The sequence below is a fragment of the Mesorhizobium norvegicum genome (assembly GCF_004919685.1).
In the GTDB taxonomy this organism is placed as follows: Bacteria; Pseudomonadota; Alphaproteobacteria; order Rhizobiales; family Rhizobiaceae; genus Mesorhizobium; species Mesorhizobium norvegicum.
In genome coordinates this window covers 1-21,504 of record NZ_SMYZ01000155.1, presented here as the reverse complement: position 1 = coordinate 21,504, position 21,504 = coordinate 1, and the positions used below count along the sequence as shown (strand labels likewise).

The following is a 21,504-nucleotide window of genomic DNA, read 5'->3' as shown; positions in this document are numbered from 1 at the left end:
ATCTCCCCCCTTGCGGGGGAGATGCCCGGCAGGGCAGAGGGGGGTGCTGTCCCGCCAAGTCTGGAAATGCGCAGGCACCCGTCACGCTTCCATCCTCGCCATATGATCCCCGCCAAATTGCTCCCACCGCGCCGGCGCCGGCTCAAACCCTTCCGGGCGCACCAGCGACGGCACCTGGCGCGTGTCGATCTCGAAATGCTCGTGCCGTCGGTCGATGGTCGGCACGGCGGCAATCAGCTTCTTCGTATAGGAATGCTTCGGCTTCGACAGCACCGACGTAGCATCGCCGATCTCAACGATCTGGCCGGCATAGATGACGGCAATGCGATGGGCGATCCGCTCGACGACCGCCATGTCGTGCGAGATGAACAGATAGGCCAGCCCGAACTCACGCTGCAGGTCGACCAGCAGTTCCAGCACCTTGGCCTGCACCGAGACATCGAGCGCGGACACCGCCTCATCCAGAACCACGACTGACGGGTTCAACATCAGCGCGCGGGCAATGCACAGCCTTTGCCGCTGGCCGCCGGAGAATTCGTGGGGATAGCGTTCCAGACTGTTTTTGGGCAGGCCGACGCGTTCCAGCAGGCTCGCCATCCTGGCCTTCGTTGCAGCATCCACGCGGCCGCCGGTGGCGATCACCGGTTCGGCCAGGATGCTCTCGATGCTGAGCCTCGGGTTGAGCGAGGCATAAGGGTTCTGGAACACCATCTGAACGGGCAGGGCGCTCTGCTCGGCTGACGCTTTTCGGGCGCCGACCGAGAAGCTGCCGCGCGTCGACCGCACCAGCCCGAGCACCGCGCGCGCGGTGGTGGATTTGCCCGAACCGCTTTCGCCGACGATGGCCAGCGTCTCGCCCGGCATCAGGTCGAAGTCGACGCCGTCGACGGCATGCACCGCGCCGGTGGCACGGCTGAAGAAACTGCTTTTCAGCGGAAACCGCACCACCAGGCCGTCGACCTTCAAGGCCGGCTCTGTGCTCGCGCCCTTGTCGCGCTTCCCGTCCGCGCGTGTCGTGCTGCCGTTGGTGAAATGCGGCACATCCCGCAGCAGATGCTGTGTGTAGGGGTGCTGCGCATTGTCGAGGATCTGGTTCAACTCGCCCTGTTCGACCGCCTGTCCGCTCTGCATCACCATCACCTTGTCGGCGATGCCGGCGACCAGGCCGATGTCATGCGTGATGAAGATCATCGACATGCCGGTTTCCCGCTTCAGTTCGGCCAGCAGCGCCATGATCTGCGCCTGCACCGTCACGTCAAGCGCCGTCGTCGGCTCGTCGGCGATGAGCAGGCGTGGATTGCAGGCGAGCGCAATGGCGATCATCACCCGCTGCAGCATGCCGCCCGACAGCTGGTTGGGCGTGTATTTCAGCCGCCGCGCGGCATCGGGAATGCGCACGCGGTCGAGCGCATCCTTGGCCGCTGCCGTGGCCTGTCTTCCGGTGAGCCCACGATGCAGCCGAAACGATTCCTCGATCTGCGTGCCGATAGTCAGCACCGGATTGAGCGAGGTCATCGGCTCCTGGAAGATCATGCCGATCTCGGCGCCGCGAATGCCGGTCAGTTGCGGCTCGGTGGCAGTCATCAGGTCGAAGAGGCTGCCGTCGGCGCGTTTCAGCTTCATGGCGCCACCGGTGATGCGGCCGCCGCCGAAATCGATGAGCCGGTTGATCGACAAAGCGGTGACGGATTTGCCCGAGCCACTTTCGCCAACGATGGCAAGTGTTTCGCCATCGGCGAGGTCGAAGCTTATGCCGCGCACCACCTCATTGGCTTGCGGATTGCGGCCGAAGCCAACGCGCAGATCCGAAATGGAGAGAAGCGGGATCATGCCGGCGCTCTCCGCATCTTCGGGTCGAGGATATCGCGCAAGGCGTCACCAAGCAGGTTGAAACCGAGAATGCTGATCATGATCGCCAGACCCGGGAAGATCATCAGCCAGGGTGCCGTCTCCATCAAATTGCGGCTGTCGCTCAGCATCAGGCCGAGGGAGGCGGCGGGCGGCTGTGTACCAAGGCCAAGGAAGCTCAGACCGGCTTCGGTCAGAAGCGACCAGGCCAACGCCAGCGTCACCTGAACCGTCAATGGCGCCACCAGATTGAGCAGCAGGTGGCGCGTCACGATATAGCTCGAACTGCTGCCGAAGGTGCGTGCGGCGTCGACGAATTCACGTGCCTTGAGCGACAAAGCAGGGCCGCGCACAACGCGGGTGAAGATCGGCGTGTAGACGATGCCGATGGCAACGATGCTGGTCCATGTGCCCGGCCCGGCAACGGTGACGATGAGCAGCGCCAAGAGGATCGCCGGGAAGGCCAGCAGGACGTCCATGATCCGCATGACGATGCCGTCCCAGCGGCGCCCGAGCCAGGCAGCAGCCAGTCCTAGAACCGTGCCGGCAAGGGTGGCGAAAGCGACAGAGAAGAAGGCAACCGTAAACGATTGGCCGATCCCCGCCATCAGCCGGCTGGCCACGTCGCGGCCGAACAGGTCGGTGCCCATCCAGTAGGCGCCGTTGGGCGCATGCAGCCGGTCCACCCGGAATTGCGTGATCGGGTTGTGCGGCGTCAGCCCAAGCATGCCGAGGATGGCGACCACGAGATAGACGCCGACGATGACGCCGCCGATGCGGCCGCTGCCGTGGCTGAAGATGGCGCGCAGGATGCGCATCAGGACTCTCCCAGCCGGATGCGTGGATCGAGCGCGACATAAGCGAGGTCGACAAGGAGATTTACGATCATGAAGTTGAAGGCAATGAACAGCACGCTGCCCTGCACCAGCGCGTAGTCGCGCTGCAGGATCGCGTCGAGCACCATGCGCCCGAGGCCGGGCAGGGCGTAGATCTGCTCGACGATGACGGCGCCGCCCAGCAGGTAGCCGAATTCGATGCCGCTCAGCGTCACGACCGGGATCAGCGCGTTGGGCAGAGCGTGGCGCCAGATGACGCTGCGCGCCGATGCGCCCTTGCTGCGCGCGGTGCGGACATAGTCGTCGCTCAACACGTCGAGCATCGCCGAACGCGAGATGCGGGTGACCGAGGCCGCGAAGGCAAAGCCGAGCGTGATGGCGGGCAGGATCAGCTGGCTGAGATTGCGCAAGGGATCCTGCCACAGCGGCGCGAATTCGCCCATCGCCGGCAGCACGCCGAAGCCGGCCGACAGCGTGTAGATGATCAGCAGTCCAAGCACGAAGCTCGGCGTCGACTGGCCGATCATGGCGACGATGCGCACGCCCAGATCGGACAGTTTCTCATTGTGCGTGGCGGCGAAGATCCCGGCAGGCATGCCGACGGCGAGCGCGATGATCATCGACAGCACGGCTAATTCCAGCGTCAGCGGGAAGCGCTCGAGGATGACATCGAGCACCGGCCTGCCATAGGTGACCGAGATGCCGAGATTGCCGTGCAGTATACCGCCGATCCAGCGCCAGTACTGGACGAACCAGGGCTGGTCGATGCCGAAATAGGCGGCGAGCGAATCCCGCTGCGCCGGGGTGAGCAGGCCTGCTTCGGTCCCCAGCATCGCCGTGATCGAATCGCCCGGCACCATCCGGATCGCGACGAAGACCAGGATGGACACGCCAAGCAGGACGAGAGGAAACGTCGCCAGTCGTCGCATCAGATAGTTCACGCGAAGAAGTCCTCTCGTCCAATGCCGGCGGTAGCTACTGCTGGATGGTAACCTTGCTCAGGCTGAACAGCGTGCCGGTCGGCGTCGGCACGAACCCGACGATGTTCTTCTGCTGGGCCGTATAGCTGTAGGACGTGTAGAGCCAGATCCACGGCGACATTTCGGCGAGGTGCTTCTCGAATTCGGCAAAGATCACCTTGCGCTTCGCCGGGTCGGTCTCGGCGCGGCCTTGCTGCATCTGGCTGTCCAGCGTGTCGTCGATGTAGTTCGCCACTTTCTGCAGATTGCCCGCCTTGGTCCAGTAGCGGTTGTACATGGTGTAGGGGTCGGCCCGGCCGCCATTGAGCGCGATCGCCATGTCGAAATCGCCTTTCAGCCAGGCGTCGACATAGACGTTGAGCTCCATCATCTTGATGTCGAGCTTGACGCCGATTTCGGCCAGCTGCGACTGGATGACCTGGGCTTCCGCCGCCGCCGTCGGCGGTTCGCCGGTGGCACCGATCACGGTCGCGGAAAAGCCGTCGGCATAGCCGGCCTCGGTCATCAGCTTCTTGGCTTTTTCGACGTCGCGCTTGTAGCAGAACAATTGGCTGGGGTCGGTCGCGAGCGCCGGGATAGTCAGCGGGCCGGTGACCTTGCCTTCGCCGAGCGAGGCGGTGTCCAGCACCTCCTGCCGGTCGATAGCGCAGGAGATGGCCTGGCGCACCTTGAGCTCGGTCATCGGCTTGCGCGACGGATTGAGCTGCAGCACGTGATAGGAGAGCACCGGTACGCGGTTCAGCTGCAGGCTGGCCTCCTTCGGCACCAGCGTGGCGACCAGCGGGTCGTTGAGCAGCGCGAAATCGATCTGCTTGGTGCGCATGGCGGCGAGGATCGCCGCTTCATCGGGAAGCACGCTGATCTCGATGCCATCGACGCCGGTAGCACCGCCGGCCCAATCCTTGTTGGCGCTCAAAACCTCCTTGGCGTTGGGGTCCCATTTGTCGAGCTTGAACGGGCCGGAGCCGACCGCCTTGGTGCCGATCGAACCGGCCTTGATTTCGCTTGCCGGAACGATGGCCGCGTTGACGTCGCTCATCGCCGTCAGGATCGGCGCATCGGGCTGCGAGAGATGAAACACGACGGTGGCCGGATCCGGCGTGTCGATGCTGGCGATCGACAGGAAATTGGCACGCGCGGCCGCCCCTGTCTTCTCGTCGAGGATACGCTCGAACGACGCCTTGACGTCGGCCGAGGTCACCGCAGTGCCGTCCTGGAACTTCGCCTTGGGATCGAGCTTGGAGGTCAGCGCCTTGCCGTCCTTGGAAAACTCCCAGGAGGTGGCGATGGCGGGGATGATCTGCAGGCTGGCGTCAACCCGCACCAGCGGCTCATAGATCAGTTCCAGCAGCCGCAGCGACGAAAAGGCCGTCTGCTTGTGCGGGTCAAGCCCGGTTGCGTCCTGCGACCAGGCCATGTGCAGCGTTGCCGCTTGCGTCGAAACCGTGGCGATGCCGAGCATCGCGGCCAGCGTGATGCCTGACAGCAGTGTTCTTGTGAGATGCCCTATCATTTTCGTCTCCCATTCTGATTTGACTTGATGCCTTGCAGTTTCTGCCGACCGCTTCCAAGACACACATGATTTGGAGTATCGGCCCAGTCTATGCGGCTTCACGCCGTCTTGTCTCATGCGCTTCATCCTGTCTCGTTGCTGATTGCCTTTCGCAGGAAGCCTCCGGCCTTGCCGAGCGCCGTGCGTGCCTCCTCGACGCCCTTGCCGGTGATCGTCACCAGGATCGCCAGTTTCACATCATTGCCGGTCTGGCCGAGCGCCTGCTTGGCCTGCTGCGCAGCGCATCCGGTCGTCTGCATGACGATCCGGATCGCCCTGGCGACAAGCTTCTTGTTGGACGGGTTAAGATCGACCATCAGATTCTCATAGCTCTTGCCGATGCGGATCATCGAGGCGGTGGTCAGCATGTTGAGCACCAGCTTCTGCGCGGTTCCCGACTTCAGCCGGGTCGAGCCGGTAAGCACTTCCGGGCCGACCACCGGCGAGATGGCAATGTCGGCGATGCCGGCAATGGTCGACGCCGGATTGCAGGACAGGGCAACCGTCGTTGCGCCCACCTGCTTGGCATAGTTCAGCCCGCCGATGACATAGGGCGTACGGCCGCTGACCGCGATGCCGACCACCACATCGTCCGATGTGAGCCCGATCTCCTGCAATGCCTTGGCGCCCATTTTCGGATCGTCCTCGGCGCCTTCCGTCGATCGCACCAGGGCATCGGGACCGCCGGCGATCAGGCCGACCACCATGCCTTCGGGCACGCCAAAGGTGGGCGGGCACTCCGATGCATCGAGAACCCCGAGCCGCCCGCTGGTGCCGGCGCCCATGTAGACAAGCCGTGCACCTTTCTGGAAGGCCAGCACGATGCGGTCCACCGCGGCCGCTATTTCAGGCAGGACCTTTTCGACAGCCGCCGGGACGGCCCGATCCTCATCGTTGATCTTGCGCAGGACGTCGATGGTCGACAGCAGGTCGATGTCCATCGTCCTCGGGTTCCGGCCCTCGGAAACCAGCCGGTCCAGCTCGGACATCAACCCTTGTTCGGTCATTCCAATGCTTTCAAAAACCATGCGGCACAGCCGGAAGAGCAAAGCTCATCGACCAGCACCAGCGCACCCGGACCAAAGGGGTCGCGGTCGCTACCCTGTTTTCTCTTGTTAACTTTTTAGAATTGGATATTCGTGTCGTCAACAGAAATTTGGAATATTTTATTCCTTCTCCGACAAGGCGCTACCGTCCGTCGAGAGACCTTTTGGCAAGGATGATCGCGCCCGACACGGCGTCGCCGTCGGCGGGCTTCAGGCGGCGCCGGACATCGGGAGAGAGCCAAGGCTCAAGTGGGCTGGACAAGCCACCCAGCAACGTCACGCGCGGTGCGCCTTTCTCGAACAGAACCCTCACCAGCGTATCGATCTGCTCGGCCGCACTTTGCACGATGCGCCGCCCGACCGGATCGCCCTGATCGGCATGGCGCATCACCATCGGCGCCAGGGCCGCATAGTCCGTTGCGGTTGCCCGATCCATCCAAGCGACCGCTTCCATCGGGTCACCCTCGAAACGCTGCATCACCTCGGCCAGCAGTGCTGTCCGCTCATGCCTTCCGTCATGCGCGCGCAACGCCAATTGCACCGCCTTCAGGCCAAGGTCGGCGCCGCTGCCCTCGTCGGAGATCGGAAAGCCGTAGCCGCCGACGCGCAGGTCGCGGCCTTCGACGAAGCCGAGGCCGATCGAGCCCGTGCCGGCAATGACGATGGCGCCGTCCTGGCCCGAATGCGCGCCAAGGCAGGCGCCGACGCCGTCGCTGACGAAATCGATGCTGGCAAACGGATGCGCGATCGCCCTGAGTGCTTCCAGCGCGCCCTTGCGGCCGATGCCGGCAAGGCCGATGCCGGCATGAATCCGGGCGATCTCCGCAGCCCCGAAGCCAGCTTCCTCGATTGCCGTGCCAAACGCTTTCGCGACCGACGCCCAGGCGGCGTCGATGCCGAGCCGCGTTGTCGCTGGGCCGGACAGGCCTTGTCCCAGCACGGCTCCGTCCGCGTCCTCGATGCGGGCGCGGCAACCGGTGCCGCCGCCGTCGACGCCGAGAAAATAATCCGCGCCGCCGCTCATGCGCTCAGCCGCTCGATGTCTGCGCCGCACAGGCGCAGCTTGCGGTCCAGTTGTTCATAGCCGCGGTCGAGGTGATAGACCCGGTTGATGGTCGTCTCGCCCTCGGCGACAAGTGCGGCCAGCACCAGCGACACCGATGCGCGCAAATCGGTGGCCATCACTGGCGCGCCATGCAGTGTCTCGCCGCCACGCACCAGCGCTGTGGTGCCTTGCAATTTGATGTTGGCGCCGAGCCGCATCAGTTCGGGAACATGCATGAAGCGGTTCTCGAAGATGGTTTCGCGCAGCAGTGATGCGCCGTCAGTGCAGCACATCAGCGCCATGAACTGCGCCTGCAGATCGGTCGGAAAACCGGGATAGGGTTCCGTGGTGAGGTCGACGGCCCTGAGCGGCCGGTCGCGTGAGACGATGAGCCCGCGGTCGCCGGGCCAGACGCTGACGCCGGTGGCCTCCAGCAATTGCACCACCGAGGCCATGTGCTCGAGCCGGGCATGCGTCAGTTCCAGCTGTCCGCCGGTGATCGCCGCGGCGATGGCATAGGTGCCGGCCTCGATCCGGTCGGGGATGATGTCGTGCGTGGCTGCATGCCAGTTGGTGTCGCCGGCAATCAGGATGCGGTGCGTGCCGGCACCCTCGATGCGCGCGCCCATGGCGGTGAGGCAAGCGGCGAGGTCAGCCACTTCCGGTTCGCGCGCCGCGTTGAGGATCTCCGTTTCGCCCTTGGCCGTGGTCGCTGCCATCACAGCGGTTTCCGTCGCGCCGACCGATGGCGAGCTCAAGACGATGCGCGTGCCGGTGAGCCCTTTCGGCGCAGAGGCGACGATCGAACCGTTCTCGATGGCGATCCTGGCGCCCAGTGCCGCGAGCGCCGCGACATGCATGTCGACCGGCCGCGCGCCGATCGCGCAACCGCCCGGCAGCGAAACCCTGGCATGGCCGAACCGGGCCAGCAGCGGCGCCAGAACAAGCACCGTCGCGCGCATCTTTCGCACCGTGTCGTAGGACGTCTCCTTGGAAACGGCGGCACTGGTGTCGATCGTTGCGGCATGCGCCGATCGTGTCACCTCGGCGCCGTGCAGCCGCACCACGCCGAGCATGTTTTCGACATCGGTCACATCAGGCAGATTGGTCAGTTCGAGCGGGTAGGGGCTTAGCAGGGCGGCCGCTATCTGCGGCAAGGCAGCATTCTTGGCGCCGGATATGGTGACCGCGCCTTCCAGTCTTTGTCCGCCGACGATCCGCAATTTGTCCATGGGCTGAAACCTTGTGCGACGAAAGCCGGCCACACTCGGGCGGCTGCGGAGATGCTGCTCCGAATCCCGGATTTTGGCTCGGTCCAGTTCGAGAATTAATTCTACGTTCTTGGCTGTCAATCGGAATTGGAATATTTTATTCCTTAGCCCGGCACCTGAAAGCGCGAGGAAATCCCGTGTCCGTCCTGAACAGGATCAATGTGAAGCTCGACGGCATGGCGCCTGGCGATCGTGAGATCGGCCAGTACATCGTCGACAATCCCGACCAGATGCTGCGCCTGTCAACGGCGGCTCTGGCGGCCGAGATCGGCCGCAGCCAGTCGAGCGTCGTCAAGTTCAGCCAGAAGCTCGGCTATGCCAGCTATCAGGAACTCAAGCTCGCCGTCAGCGAGGCCAAGGCGCAGGAATGGCAGGTGCCGGCCGGCATGATCCACGGCTCGATCGAGGTCGGCGACGGCTACCAGGTCATTTTGAAGAAGCTGATCGGCAGCAAGCTTCTGTCGATGCAGCGGACCGCCGAGGCCAACAGCGAGCGGATCATCTCCAGGGCGCTGGAACTGCTGGATGGCGCGCGCCGCATCCATCTGGTCGGCGTCGGTGCATCCTCGCTGGTGGCGCGCGATTTCTCCTACAAGCTGATGAAGCTCGGCCGCAACGTCCTGCATGATAGCGACAGCCACATCCAGATGGCCAATGTTTCGACGCTCGGGCCGGGCGACGTGCTGTTCGCACTCTCCTATTCCGGCGCCAGCATCGAAACCCTGCGCATCGCCGAGCTTGCCCGCAAGCGCGGCACCATGGTGATCGCCGTCACCGGCCTGCATGACAATCCGCTGAGCCGGGTCGCCGACATCTGCCTCTACACCATCGCCGACGAAGAGCGGGCGCGCTCGTCCTCCATCACCGCGCGCGACGCGCAGCTGACGCTGACCGATCTCTTGTTCATCCTGCTGGTGCAGAAGCAGCCGGATGCCAATGAGTATGTCCACAACAGCGAAGCGGCGGTCTCGGTGCTGAAGGCCGAGCGGTCGTCGTAGCGCTACAGGCGATACCGGACTGCGCAACGCCGGTTCCGCAGCCGTCTGGCTCAACAACTGCAGCGATGCCACCTCTTGCCCGTCAGCTGCGAAGGCGCGACCCTGCCTGATCTGGCAACGCTTCCGCCGAAATCCGCAAGGAGAGAAAAATCATGACATCCGATGTGGCCGTCATTGCAGGCGCAGGCGCTGGTCTGAGCGCCTCGCTTGCGCGCCTTCTCACCCGGGAAGGCTTTCGCGTGGTTCTGGCCGCCCGCAACGTCGAGAAGCTGAGCGCTCTGGTCGACGAGACCGGTGCGCTGGCCGTCGAGACGGATGTCGCCGACGCTGCGTCCGTCGCCAGGCTGTTCGACGCCGCCGACAAGGCCGGCCCGCTGGCGCTTGCGGTGTTCAACGCCAGCGCGCGCACGCGCGGCCCGATCGCCGAACTCGATGCCGAAGCGGTCAAACAGGCGTTGCTGGTCGGCGCCTATGGCGGCTTCCTGGTCGGCCAGCAGGCAGTACGCCGGCTGCTTGTCCGGGGTTCGGGATCGATCCTGTTCACCGGCGCCACCGCCAGTGTGAAGGGATTTTCCGGCTCGGCCGGCTTTGCCATGCCGAAGTTCGGTCTGCGCGGCCTGGCGCAGTCCATGGCCCGCGAACTCGCCCCGAAGAACATCCACGTCGCCCACTTCATCATCGACGGCCAGATCGAGCCGCCCGGTCAGGCAGCCGATCCCGACCGGCCGGACCGTCGGCTGTCGCCGGACGCCATCTCCGAGGCCTATCTCGCTGCCCATCGCCAGCATCGCAGCACCTGGAGCTCGGAGCTCGAGCTGCGGCCCTGGGTCGAGACGTTTTGACAATCCAGCTGATCGCCTAAGAGCGGCCGCGTCGCAAACCCTTGCTTTGCGGCTGCTCGGAGGTTGGCCGGACCGAATGCCGGGCTCTGTTGGTCGGTCGGGCCTCAAACGCTTTCGAGGTATGTCTCGATCTCGAAATCGCTGACATTGAGCGCGAACGTGTTCAGCTCCTGGCGTTTGCAGGCAACGAAAGAGTCGCGCAGGATTGCCGGGAAGATCTCCGCCACATGCGCCCCGCTCTCGAAGGCGGCGATCGCCGACGCCCAGTCCGGCGGCAGCTTTGCCGGCGGCAGTCCCTGGGCATCGCTGCCGATCGGATCGCCAGGCGACAACTGTCTTTCAATGCCTGTCAGCGCGGCGCCCAATATGGCCGCAAGCACCAGATACGGATTGGCGTCCGCTCCCGAAACGCGATGCTCGATACGGCGCGCAGCGGTCGGTCCGCCGGGAATGCGGATCGCCACCATGCGGTTCTCATAACCCCAGGCGACCGCGGTTGGCGCGTAGGATCTTGGCCGCAGCCTGCGGTACGAATTGAAGTGTGGTGCGAACACCAGCGTGCTCTCGGCCATGGCCGCCAGCAGGCCGCCGACCGCATGACGCATGATCTCCGAGCCTTGATCGGTGCCGTCGTCGAAGACGTTGCGCCCTTCGGTGTCGACCAGGCTGAAATGGACGTGAAAGCCGTTGCCGGCGCGGTCGCCATAGGGCTTGGCCATGAAACAGGCGGCAAAGCCGTGCTTGCGGGCAATGCCCTTCACCGTGCGCTTGAACAGCACCGCATCGTCGGCCGCCCGCAAGGCGTCCGCGACGTGGTTCAGATTGATCTCGAACTGACCGACACCGTTTTCGGCGATGGCCGTGTCGACGGGAATGCCTTGCGTCCGGCAGGCCTCGTAGACGTCATGGATGAAGGATTCGAAGTCGTCGATCTCGTCGATCGACAGCGCCGCGTCGGAATCGAGACGGCGCCCGGTCACCGGTGAGACAGGTCCGACCGGCCGCTGCGATTGCGGATCGACGAGGTAGAACTCGAGTTCCGTTGCCGCGACAGGGGTCAGGCCCAAAGCCTTGTAGCGATCGAGGATGCGGGCCAGCGCCCGCCGCGGGTCGCCGAGATAGGGCGCGCCGTTTTCGTCGGCGAGCCAGAGCGGGATGAGGGCCGTCGGATGAGCCGTCCAGGCCACCGGCAGAATGCCGCGCCCCGTCCATTGGCAAAGTCCATCGGCATCGCCGGTCGAGAAAACCAGCGTGTTGCCTTCGATATCCTCGCCCCAGATATCGAGTCCGATCAGCGAATAAGGCATGCGCAGCTTGCCCTCCAGCGCCTTCCTTGCCTGCTCGACCGGAATGCGCTTGCCACGCATGATGCCGTTGAGGTCGCACACCGCGGCCCTCAGGCTCTGGATGTCGGTTCTGCTTTCAAGCCAGTTTAAAACGTCCGCAATTGCATCGCTCAATTTATAACCTCTGGTTTTTGAAGATCCCGCAGCCTGATCGGCTGCACTGTCCCTGGTAAAGATAGCTTGTGAGTTTTCGAAAACGGACCTGGCTGTCGCCAAGGCCTTTTCCTTATTTTTTCAAGTCACTAGCTGGGATGTCGGGAGGCATTTCAAAACCAATTGCGCGATCTGCGATCGCAACATAGCGGCTGGAGGGCGGAAAGCCAAGGGGCATTTGAACTGCGATATCGGACGCAAACGCCCGTCGCATCGTCATCCTCGGGTCTTCGCGACGGAGCTTCGCTCCAGCTCCGCCCGTGGATGACGACGGTGGGGAGGGCGTCGGCCAATCGCGAATGCCTCTGATGGTCCACCGCGATGAACGATGAAATTCCCGACTGCCAACAGGCCTCCGATCCAACGCGTCAAATCCTTCGCGCCGCAGTTCTAGCTTCTCATCTTCGGAAATCTGGCCTGCTGCAGTATGTGCGAGGCGCCTTCGTCGATATCACGCACGATGGCCGCGCGGGCGCGCTCGCCATCCTGGGCCTCGATCGCCGCGACGACTTCCTCGTGATAGTCGATGTCGAGAATGGAGGCGAGGTCATCCTCGAACCCCATGGCAAGGTTCCTGAGAAACGGGCCGACCTGCATCCATACGGTCTCGATCAGGAAGATCATCTGCTCGTTGCCGCAATGGCGATAGATCGAGAATTTGAAGGCGTAGTTCTTGCGCAGGTAATCGTCGATATCGCCCTTGCGGGCCGCCAGGGTCAGGTCGGTGCAGTGGCGTCGGATGGTCCGCAGATTGTTGCCGTTGATGCGTTTTGTCGCCAGCTCGGTCGCCGAGCCTTCGAGGATCGTGCGCACGGCGCTCAACTGCGAAAACCGTTCGGCCGAAATGACCGGCACTTCCACGCTGCCGTTCGGCATCGGGCTGAGCGCGCGCAGTGCCTGAAGCCGCATGAAGGCGCTGCGCACCGGCATGTCGCTGGTGCCGAGTTCCTTGGCGAGTTTTCGCGAGGTCAGCTTCTGGCCCGGCGCGAACTGGCCGGACATCAGTGCTCGCACGAGTTCCAGATAGACTTTCTCATGCAAGGGAACGGTGTCGACGGCGGTCAACCCGAATTGTGTTTTGTCGGCCATTGGCGGTGGGCTACTTCATTCGTTCTGAAATTGACCCCGACGACAACAGCCGCAGATAATCTTGCCTAGCCGATCGCGGCGAGAACGCCGAAGTCAGCGATTTATCAACGCATGATAGACGCTTCGATCGTTGCGCGGCAAGCCAGCTTGTCAGCCTGCCGGTAGTTGCACCCAAGGCCTGGCGGCTTGATTGTTGGGCGCGCGGTACCTTTGCCACGCTGTGCAAAACCGTCATCACAAATCTTGACCTTGCGCGCACTTGCACCTCTGGCCGCTCTCTGGCTTTTTGGGGTACCCATCCGAACGGACTGATTCGCGTCATGCCGCTCGATTGCAATACCCCCAAGGCAGTCTGCGGGTGGGTCGTGAAGTGCGCGCAATTGACGAAGGAGAAACAGGCATGGCCGAGTTCAAGAAGCCCGAAATCTCCGAGATGAGACCCAAGATCACCGTTATCGGCGTCGGCGGCGGCGGCGGCAATGCCGTCAACAACATGATCGTGGAGCAGCTTCAGGGAACCGAGTTCATCGCCGCCAACACCGACGCGCAGGCGCTGACCATGTCGAAGGCGACGCGGTTGATCCAGCTTGGCGCTCACGTCACCGAAGGATTGGGCGCCGGATCGCTCCCCGAGATCGGCCGCGCCGCGGCCGAGGAATCGCTTGACGAGATCATGGATCATCTGGCCGGCACGCATATGTGTTTCGTCACCGCTGGCATGGGCGGCGGCACGGGAACCGGTGCAGCGCCGATCATCGCCCAGGCGGCGCGCAAGGCCGGCATCCTGACGGTGGGCGTCGTCACCAAGCCCTTCGCCTTCGAAGGCAGGCGCCGCATGCAGATGGCCGAAGAAGGCATCGAGCGGTTGCGCGAGAGCGCCGATACGGTGATCGTCATCCCGAACCAGAACCTGTTCAGGATCGCCGATGCCAAGACCACCTTCGCCGATGCGTTCGTCATCGCCGACCGGGTGCTCTATTCCGGCGTCAGTTGCATCACCGATCTCATCGTCAAGGAAGGCCTGATCAATCTCGACTTCGCCGATGTGAAATCGGTGATGCGCGACATGGGCCGCGCCATGATGGGTACCGGCGAGGCCTCCGGTGAGGGCCGGGCGATGAAGGCGGCGGAAGCCGCGATCGCCAACCCGTTGCTCGACGAAGTGTCGATGAAGGGCGCCAAGGGCGTCCTGGTCTCGATCTCGGGCGGCAGGGACATGACCCTGTTCGAGGTTGACGAGGCCGCGACCCGCATTCGCGAAGAGGTCTATGAGGACGCCGACATCATCGTCGGCGCGATCTTCGACAAGAGCATGGAAGGCCGCTTCAGGGTCTCGGTGGTGGCGACGGGCCTCGACCGTGCGTTTGGTGTGGAGGATGCCGATGCCGGCATCGCGCGCGACCACGCCGGCCAGCCGCCAGCGCGGACGCTGCAATAGGATCTGCCCGATACTCGTTGGTCGGACTGCTTGCGGAGCCCTGGTAGCGCTGCACAGAGGATTTGACGGACGAGAGGCCTGTTGGTCATCGTCCGTTTCGATGAACCACCTCAGCACTCGGCCGAGCTTCCCCAATGTCGTCGTCCCTGGGCGGAGCAGCCGCGAAGCGGCGTCGTGCAGACCCTGGGATCCATGCCGCGACCTTAATCGCAGAGAGCAGCGGAGCAGAATTCCGCACCGCAGCAGCGCGTTGGAGTCGCGGCATGGATCCTCGGGTCTGCGCTGCGTCGCCGCGCTCCTTGCTCCGCCCGTGGATGACGAAGTGACGGTGTTCCGCCAATCGCCAGGGCACGCCCCAAACTCCACCACGCCGATGTTTGGATTGCTTGTCAGCCAGCCTTGGTTCAAAATTTAAAACGTTTGCAATTTTGCGAAAGACAATTACAAACGTTTCAAATTCGTTCGAGGGAGGAACGATGACGACCCGCGTCATCACGCTCAAGGAGCTTGCGGCTAGCCTTGACCTGTCGATCACGACGGTGTCGCGGGCGCTTGCCGGCCATGAACAGATCGCGCTGAAGACGCGCGAGCGTGTCGCGCAAGCGGCACGTCAGGCTGGTTACGTGCCCAACACCGCGGCGCGCACGCTTGTCTCCGGCCGCAGTGGCTTCGTCGGCCTGGTCTTGCCGATCCGCGGGCCGAACCTTGTCGATTCCTTCCTTGGCGAATTCGTCACCGGGCTTGGCGAAGGGCTGGTGTCGCATGGCGCCGACCTGATCCTGGCCACCGCGGCCTTTGGCCATTCGGAACTGTCGGTGCTGCGCCACGTCGTCGAATCCGGGCGGGCCGATGGCGTCGTCGTCACGCGCATCGCCGAGGTCGACGAACGGCTCGCCTATCTGCGCGAGCGCGGCTTTCCGTTCGTTGCCCATGGCCGGCTGCTCGACAGCGACTTCGGCTACAACTGGCTCGACACCGACGGCGCCCATGCCTTCGGCGAAGCTTTCGACATGCTCTACGATCTCGGCCACCGCCATTTCGGCCTGGTGACGATTTCCGAGCCGATGACCTTCCGGCATCTCAGACAAGACGGCCTTGCCGCCGCCATCGCTCGTCGCGGTGATCCGTCGGTGCGGCTTGATGTGGTGACGGCGCCGCGCTTCGATCACGAGGCCCGCATCCACGTCGTCAACCGGATGCTGCAGGCCCCCGACAGGCCGACGGCCATCGTCGCGCTGTTTGACGAACTGGCGCTGACCGTGATGGAGGAGGCCGCTCGCGCGGGCCTCAGCGTGCCGCGCGACCTCTCCGTCATCGGCTTCGACAACATCGCGGCATCAGCCTACGCGCCGCCGGGCCTCACCACATTCGATGCCTCGATCCGCCAATGCGCGCGCGAGATCGCCGACATGCTGCTCACAATCATCGCTGAAAGGCTTGCCGCACCGCTGACGCGGCTGATCCGGCCGACGCTGGTTGCGCGCGCCAGCCACGGACCGGCACCGCAGACAAGAAGCTGACGCCGCCTGACGGCGCCTAATCCAGGGAGGAAGACCATGATGAAAGCATTGAAGACACTGGCAGGTGCCGCGCTGGCACTGTCGCTTGCCGCAGGTGGCGCGCAGGCCCAGCAGGTTTTGTTCTGGTCGACGCAGGCGCGCCCGGTCGAGGAAACCCAGAAGATGCGCGACGAGGTGCTGAAAGGCTTTGACGGCCCCGTCGACTATCAGGTCGCCGAGGATGGCCCCTGGCTCACCCGCCTTCAGGCTGAACTGCAGGCAGGCACCGGCACCATCGGCCTGCTGGGCGGGCTGCATGGCGATTTCTCGACTGTCGGCACGAACCTTGTCGATCTCACAGGCGTCGATGTCGGCGGCGTCAAGGTCAACGAGGCCTACAAGAAGCTCGGCATGCTCGGCACCGGCGAGCAGAAATACCTGCCATGGATGCAGGCCACCTATTTGATGGCGGCCAACAAGCAGGCCTTGCAATATCTGCCGGCAGGTGTCGATCTCAACACCATCACCTACGATCAGCTGATCGAATGGTCGAAAAACATCGCCGAGAAAACCGGCTCGCCGAAATTCGGCTTTCCCGCCGGTCCCAAGGGGCTCAAGCACCGCTTCTTCGAAGGTTTCCTCTACCCGTCCTACACCGGCTCGATGGTGACCAAATTCCGTTCACCGGAAGCGGAGACCGCGTGGAACAAGTTCAAGGAACTCTGGCAGTACACCAACCCGAACTCGACCAACTACGCCTTCATGCAGGAGCCGTTGCTGTCAGGTGAAGTCTGGGTAGCGTTCGACCATGTCGCGCGGCTTGCCGATGCCTTCAACAAGAAGCCGGACGAGTTCGTTGCCTTCCCGGCGCCGGCCGGCCCGGCCGGTCGCGGCTTCATGCCTGTCGTGGCCGGCGTCGCCATTCCGAAGACCTCGCCCGACATCGACAAGGCCAAGGCGCTGGTCGCCTATATGCTGAAGCCGGAAACCCAGATCGCGACGCTCAAGGCAACCAATTTCTTCCCGGTCGTCGACGTCAAGCTGCCCGACGACATGCCGGCCTCGGTGAAGGCCTTCGGCCCGGCGATTGCCACCATGACCGGTGCTCCCGATGCACTGCCGGCGCTGCTGCCGATGGGGCTTGGCGATCTCGGCGGCAAATTCAACCAGGTCTACACCGACAGTTTCGAGCGCATCGTGCTCGGCGGCGAGGACGTGCATGGCGTGCTCGGCGAACAAGCGACGGCGCTCAAAGCGATCATCGACCAGGCCAAGGCGCCATGCTGGGCGCCCGACAAGCCATCCGACGGCGCTTGCCCGGTAGAATAGGCAGACCATGAAAAGTGGAAGCCGGTTTTCGGAAAAGATCATGGTCAGACAAAAGTAGAATCCTCCCGAGGGGCGCCCGGAGTTTGTTGCACTTCGGGCGCCCAAACCGCACCACTTGGCCGCACCGCCTCAAAGGACACGCCATGCACGGCAAGGCTCTGCCCTATCGCTTCTGATGCCGGCGACGCTGTTCCTGTGCATCTTCTTCCTCTATCCGTTCGCGCTGGTCGCCTTCGAGGCGGTGACCCGCGACGGCGCCTTCACCTTAGACAATTTCCGCACCATGGCCGGCAGTTGGAAATTCCCCGTCACCGTCCGCAACACGCTGCTGCTGGCGGCGATCGTCGTGCCGATCCAGCTGGTCATGGCGCTGCTGATGGCGAGCGTGGTGTCGCGGCTCGAGACCGGGCGCAGTGCGGCACTCTATGTCTTCGCCATTCCGCTAGGCATTTCCGATCTCGCGGCCGGCCTGATCTGGCTCGCCATCTTCGACCAGTCCGGCTTCCTCAACACGCTGCTCTCCAGCCTTGGCGTTGTCGACAAGCCGATCATGTTCCTCGGCTACCAGAGCAAGCTGACCATCTTCATCGCCGTGGCGCTCGCCGAAATCTGGCGGGCCACGGCAATCATGATGGTCATCCTCGTCGCAGGCATGGGCCTGATCCCCAAGGAATATTACGAGGCGGCGGAAGTGTTTGGCGCCAGCCCGTGGCAGCGCTTCCTGCGCATCACGCTGCCACTGCTTCGCCCCAGCCTTCAGACGGCAATCATCCTGCGCGTCATTCTCGCCTTCGAGGTCTTTGCCGTCGTCGCAGCCCTTGGCGGCACCAACCTGCCGGTGCTGATGGGCGAGACCTACAATTGGCAATTCACGCTGCAGGATCGCAATGTCGCCGCCGCCTCGGCGCTGCTCATCCTCGCCATCTCGATCGGCTTCACGCTGTTTTTCCTCAGGGTGCTGCGCGTGCCGAAGGAGGCGCGCATATGAGCGCCGTTGCCGAAGTGCCGGTCGCAGCAGTCGCCGATGCGCGCAAGGCTGGCGACTGGCTGCTCATCGCCACCGCCATCCTGCTTTGCGTCTGGGTGCTGCTGCCGATCTACCTCTTGATCGTCAACGCGCTATCGTCGCCGGGTGAGGTCACCGCCTTTCCCAAGCGTTTCTTTCCGTCCTTTGATTTTGGCAGCCTGTCCTTCTTCATCGAATTCGCTGGCGTCGCCAGGGCGCTGTGGAACTCGGTCCTGGTCGCCAGCCTGACGATGGTGCTCGCCATCGGCTTCGGTGCGCCGGCTGGTTACGCGCTGTCGCGCTTCGATTTTCCAGGCAAGGAGACCTTCCGCTTCCTGGTGCTGATGACGCGCGCTTTCCCGCTGCCGCTGCTGGCCTTGCCGCTGGCGGTGATGTTCATCCGCACCGGCCTCGACGACACCGCCATCGGGCTGGCGCTGGTCCACACCACGCTGGCGTTGCCCTTCGCCGTGCTGATCACCTTCTCGCTGTTCTCAGGCATTCCCGTCGAGCTCGAGGAGGCGGCGTGGACGCTCGGCTGCACACGATGGCAGGCCTTTCGCAAGGTCATCCTGCCGCTGGCGCTGCCCGGCATTGCCGCCTCGGCGGTGTTTGCCTTCACCATCTCCTGGAATGAGGTGTTTGCCGCCGCCGTGCTCACCATCGAGAACCGCACGCTGACCGCCTTCCTGCTGCAGAGCCTCGGTGAATCGCCGCTCTATCTCAAATTCGCCGGCGGCGCGGCACTGGTCGTGCCGGCGCTGATCTTCATCTTTGCCGTTCGAAAATATTTGTTCGCCATGTGGGGGATCGCCAACCGATGACGCAGGGCACGGAGACCGCTCATGGCTGAAATTGCGATCAAGGGGGTGGCAAAACGCTTCGGCGGCTTCACCGCGCTGCATCAGGTCGACCTCACCATATCAGACCAGGAATTCATGGTGCTGCTCGGCGCCTCGGGCTGCGGCAAGACCACGCTGCTTAGGATCGTCGCCGGGCTGGAGACGCCAAGCCAGGGCGAGGTGTGGATCGGCGGCCGCCGCGTCGACCATCTGCCGCCGCGCGACCGCGGCATCGCCATGGTGTTCCAGAACTATGCCGTCTTTCCGCACCTGACCGTGTTCGAGAACATTGCCTTCGGCCTGCGCATGAAGAAATTGCCGCAGGCTGACGTCGAGCGGCGCGTCACCCGCACCGCCGAACTCATGCATATCGAGCAATTGCTGAAGCGCTATTCGGGCCAGCTTTCCGGCGGCCAGCGCCAGCGCGTCGCCGTCGCCCGGGCGCTCGCCATGGAGCCCGACGTCATCCTGATGGACGAGCCGCTGTCGAACCTCGACGCGCTGCTGCGGCTGGAAATGCGCGCCGAACTCAAGGGCGTGCTTGCCGCATCGAAGACCACCACCATCTATGTCACGCACGATCAGGTCGAGGCGATGAGCCTCGCCGACCGCATCGCCGTCATGCATCAGGGCCGCATCGTCCAGGCCGCGTCTCCCGTCGAGGTCTACCGCAATCCGGCCGCGCGCTTCGTTGGCTCGTTCATCGGCAATCCGCCGATGAATTTTATCCCGGCGACGAAAGCCGCGAATGGAGACTGGACCGTCGCCGGCCTGACACTGCCGGGCCCTAAATCGGACAGGCAGAGAATAGAATTCGCCATCCGCCCCGAGGATGTCGATGCCGGCAGCGAGGGCTTGCACGCCACCGTGCGGGTCATCGAACCGCTCGGACCACACACGCTGGTCACTTGCGATGTCGAGGGCGGCCTGTTTCGCGCCATCCTGGACTCGAATGCTGGCGTCCAGGTCGGCGATCATCTGCGGCTGGCGCCCAAACCCGACCGCATCCGCTGGTTCGATCCCGAAACCACCAACGCCCTTTTAGCGAAAGTCCTGAATCGTCCATGACTGCTTCTGCCACCAGTGACATCATCGCCCGCGCCGTCGAGGTGCTGAAAGAGAATGATCAGGGCGCCTACACCATCCCGACAAAGGGCCTCTATCCGTTCCAGTGGAACTGGGATTCCTGCCTGACCGCGCTCGGCCTTGCCCATTACGACGAGGCGCGCGCCTGGACCGAGATCGAGACATTGTTCGCGCATCAGTGGCCGGATGGCATGGTGCCGCACATCGTCTTCCATGTCTGGAGCGACGGCTATTTTCCCGGCCCTGATGTCTGGCGGACCGGCCGTCCGACGGCCACCTCCGGTATTACCCAGCCCGCCGTTGCCGGCTTTGCCGTGCGCCGCCTGTTCGACCGCGCCAGGGACAAGAAACTGGCTGCGGAGCGGGCCCGCGCGCTGCTGCCGAAGATCGACGCCTGGCACCGCTGGTTCTACGAAAACCGCGACCCCAGAGGCGAGGGGCTGGTCGCCATCATCCATCCCTGGGAATCCGGCCGCGACAATTCGATCGACTGGGACGATGCCTTCGAGCGTGTGCCGACCGAGGGCGTCGAACCCTACACGCGCCGCGACATCCTGCACGCCGACCCGGCACACCGTCCGACACAAGGGCAGTATGACCGCTACATCTGGCTGCTGCAGCTTTTTCGCGGGCTTGGCTGGGACAACGCAAGGCTGCATGACGCCTCGCCCTTCCAGGTCGTCGATCCCGGCTTCAACGCCATCCTGATCCGCGCCTGCGCCGATCTTGCCGATCTCGCGCAAGTGCTGGGCGAAACCGGGATTGCCAGCGCCAACCGTGCTCGCGCTGAAAAGGGCCAGGCGGCGATGGAGCGGCTGTGGAGCGATGCGCGCGGCCAGTATCTCTGCCTCGACCGCGTCACCGGAAAACTGATTGACAGTGCCTCGGTCGGCGGCATCCTGCCGGCCTTCGCGGCCATACCGGAGGCTCGCACAGCTGCGCTGGCCGCAACCGTCGAACGCCTTGCCGCCAAGGCGCGCTATGTCGTGCCGTCGCACGATCCCGACGATCCACGCTTCGACGCCAAGCGCTACTGGCGTGGTCCGGTCTGGCTGGTGGTCAACTATATGATATCAGACGGCCTTGCCGCCGCCGGCCACAACGACGCGGCACGGCGCATCACGCAATCCAGCGTGGATCTGATCCGGGAAAGCGGCTTTGCCGAATATTACGACCCGCTCACCGGCGATCCGCTCGGCGGCGGCCGCTTCACCTGGACGGCGGCGATGGTGATCGAATTTTTAAGGGGGGCGTGAAGTCGCGATCTCCCCCCGTGTAGGGGAGATGTCCGGCAGGAC

Annotated in this window: 18 protein-coding genes; 9 read left to right on the top strand and 9 right to left on the bottom strand. The window is 63.9% G+C overall.

The window, feature by feature from the left end:
• Positions 1 to 81: 81 nt before the first annotated feature.
• The 7 genes from FCU66_RS39960 to murA form a co-directional block, all read right to left on the bottom strand.
• The gene (locus FCU66_RS39960) at positions 82 to 1,830 is read right to left on the bottom strand and encodes an ABC transporter ATP-binding protein (protein WP_136617527.1); all 1,749 of its coding nucleotides are present in this window, start codon (positions 1,828 to 1,830) and stop codon (positions 82 to 84) included.
• A complete protein-coding gene (locus FCU66_RS39955; RefSeq protein WP_136617526.1) occupies positions 1,827 to 2,666 on the bottom strand; it encodes an ABC transporter permease in 840 nt (279 codons plus the stop codon). The genes FCU66_RS39960 and FCU66_RS39955 overlap by 4 nt, the downstream gene beginning before the upstream one ends.
• The gene (locus FCU66_RS39950; RefSeq protein ID WP_136617525.1) at positions 2,666 to 3,625 is read right to left on the bottom strand and encodes an ABC transporter permease; all 960 of its coding nucleotides are present in this window, start codon (positions 3,623 to 3,625) and stop codon (positions 2,666 to 2,668) included. The genes FCU66_RS39955 and FCU66_RS39950 overlap by 1 nt, the downstream gene beginning before the upstream one ends.
• A 34-nt stretch (positions 3,626 to 3,659) precedes the next feature.
• Positions 3,660 to 5,177, bottom strand: coding sequence for an ABC transporter substrate-binding protein (locus tag FCU66_RS39945; RefSeq protein ID WP_136617524.1), 1,518 nt, complete (start codon positions 5,175 to 5,177; stop codon positions 3,660 to 3,662).
• Between the two features lie 122 nt (positions 5,178 to 5,299).
• A complete protein-coding gene (gene murQ / locus FCU66_RS39940; RefSeq protein WP_136617523.1) occupies positions 5,300 to 6,223 on the bottom strand; it encodes an N-acetylmuramic acid 6-phosphate etherase in 924 nt (307 codons plus the stop codon).
• Between the two features lie 181 nt (positions 6,224 to 6,404).
• Positions 6,405 to 7,286 (bottom strand): glucosamine kinase nucleotide-binding domain-containing protein, encoded by an 882-nt coding sequence (locus tag FCU66_RS39935; RefSeq protein WP_136617522.1) that lies wholly within the window; start codon positions 7,284 to 7,286, stop codon positions 6,405 to 6,407.
• Positions 7,283 to 8,539, bottom strand: a complete 1,257-nt coding sequence (gene murA / locus FCU66_RS39930) for a UDP-N-acetylglucosamine 1-carboxyvinyltransferase (RefSeq protein WP_136617521.1) — start codon at positions 8,537 to 8,539, stop codon at positions 7,283 to 7,285. The genes FCU66_RS39935 and murA overlap by 4 nt, the downstream gene beginning before the upstream one ends.
• Positions 8,540 to 8,715: 176 nt before the next feature.
• Here murA and FCU66_RS39925 point away from each other — a divergent pair, with 176 nt between their 5' ends.
• Both FCU66_RS39925 and FCU66_RS39920 read left to right on the top strand, forming a co-directional pair.
• Positions 8,716 to 9,576, top strand: a complete 861-nt coding sequence (locus FCU66_RS39925; protein ID WP_136617520.1) for a MurR/RpiR family transcriptional regulator — start codon at positions 8,716 to 8,718, stop codon at positions 9,574 to 9,576.
• A gap of 152 nt (positions 9,577 to 9,728) precedes the next feature.
• On the top strand, positions 9,729 to 10,418 hold the full coding sequence (locus tag FCU66_RS39920) for an SDR family NAD(P)-dependent oxidoreductase (RefSeq protein ID WP_136617519.1): 690 nt from the start codon (positions 9,729 to 9,731) through the stop codon (positions 10,416 to 10,418).
• A 104-nt stretch (positions 10,419 to 10,522) separates the two neighbouring features.
• On the opposite strand, the gene FCU66_RS39915 is transcribed toward FCU66_RS39920, so the two are convergent.
• A complete protein-coding gene (locus FCU66_RS39915) occupies positions 10,523 to 11,878 on the bottom strand; it encodes a glutamine synthetase family protein (protein ID WP_136617518.1) in 1,356 nt (451 codons plus the stop codon).
• Positions 11,879 to 12,307: 429 nt separating this feature from the next.
• Positions 12,308 to 13,006 (bottom strand): GntR family transcriptional regulator, encoded by a 699-nt coding sequence (locus FCU66_RS39910; protein ID WP_136617517.1) that lies wholly within the window; start codon positions 13,004 to 13,006, stop codon positions 12,308 to 12,310.
• Between the two features lie 400 nt (positions 13,007 to 13,406).
• Between FCU66_RS39910 and ftsZ the strand changes: the two genes are divergently transcribed.
• From ftsZ to FCU66_RS39875, 7 genes are all read left to right on the top strand, one after another.
• A complete protein-coding gene (ftsZ, locus tag FCU66_RS39905; protein ID WP_136617516.1) occupies positions 13,407 to 14,444 on the top strand; it encodes a cell division protein FtsZ in 1,038 nt (345 codons plus the stop codon).
• A gap of 476 nt (positions 14,445 to 14,920) precedes the next feature.
• Positions 14,921 to 15,964, top strand: a complete 1,044-nt coding sequence (locus FCU66_RS39900; RefSeq protein ID WP_136617515.1) for a substrate-binding domain-containing protein — start codon at positions 14,921 to 14,923, stop codon at positions 15,962 to 15,964.
• A gap of 36 nt (positions 15,965 to 16,000) precedes the next feature.
• On the top strand, positions 16,001 to 17,272 hold the full coding sequence (locus FCU66_RS39895; RefSeq protein ID WP_136617514.1) for an ABC transporter substrate-binding protein: 1,272 nt from the start codon (positions 16,001 to 16,003) through the stop codon (positions 17,270 to 17,272).
• 175 nt (positions 17,273 to 17,447) lie between these two features.
• Positions 17,448 to 18,260: a carbohydrate ABC transporter permease gene (locus FCU66_RS39890; RefSeq protein ID WP_136617513.1), complete on the top strand. Its 813-nt coding sequence runs from the start codon at positions 17,448 to 17,450 to the stop codon at positions 18,258 to 18,260.
• A complete protein-coding gene (locus tag FCU66_RS39885) occupies positions 18,257 to 19,102 on the top strand; it encodes a carbohydrate ABC transporter permease (RefSeq protein ID WP_136617512.1) in 846 nt (281 codons plus the stop codon). The genes FCU66_RS39890 and FCU66_RS39885 overlap by 4 nt, the downstream gene beginning before the upstream one ends.
• Positions 19,103 to 19,123: 21 nt before the next feature.
• Positions 19,124 to 20,188: an ABC transporter ATP-binding protein gene (locus FCU66_RS39880; RefSeq protein ID WP_136617511.1), complete on the top strand. Its 1,065-nt coding sequence runs from the start codon at positions 19,124 to 19,126 to the stop codon at positions 20,186 to 20,188.
• Positions 20,185 to 21,462 carry an amylo-alpha-1,6-glucosidase gene (locus FCU66_RS39875; protein WP_136617510.1) on the top strand — a complete coding sequence of 426 codons (1,278 nt, stop codon included), beginning with the start codon at positions 20,185 to 20,187 and terminating at the stop codon, positions 21,460 to 21,462. The genes FCU66_RS39880 and FCU66_RS39875 overlap by 4 nt, the downstream gene beginning before the upstream one ends.
• Positions 21,463 to 21,504: the final 42 nt, after the last annotated feature.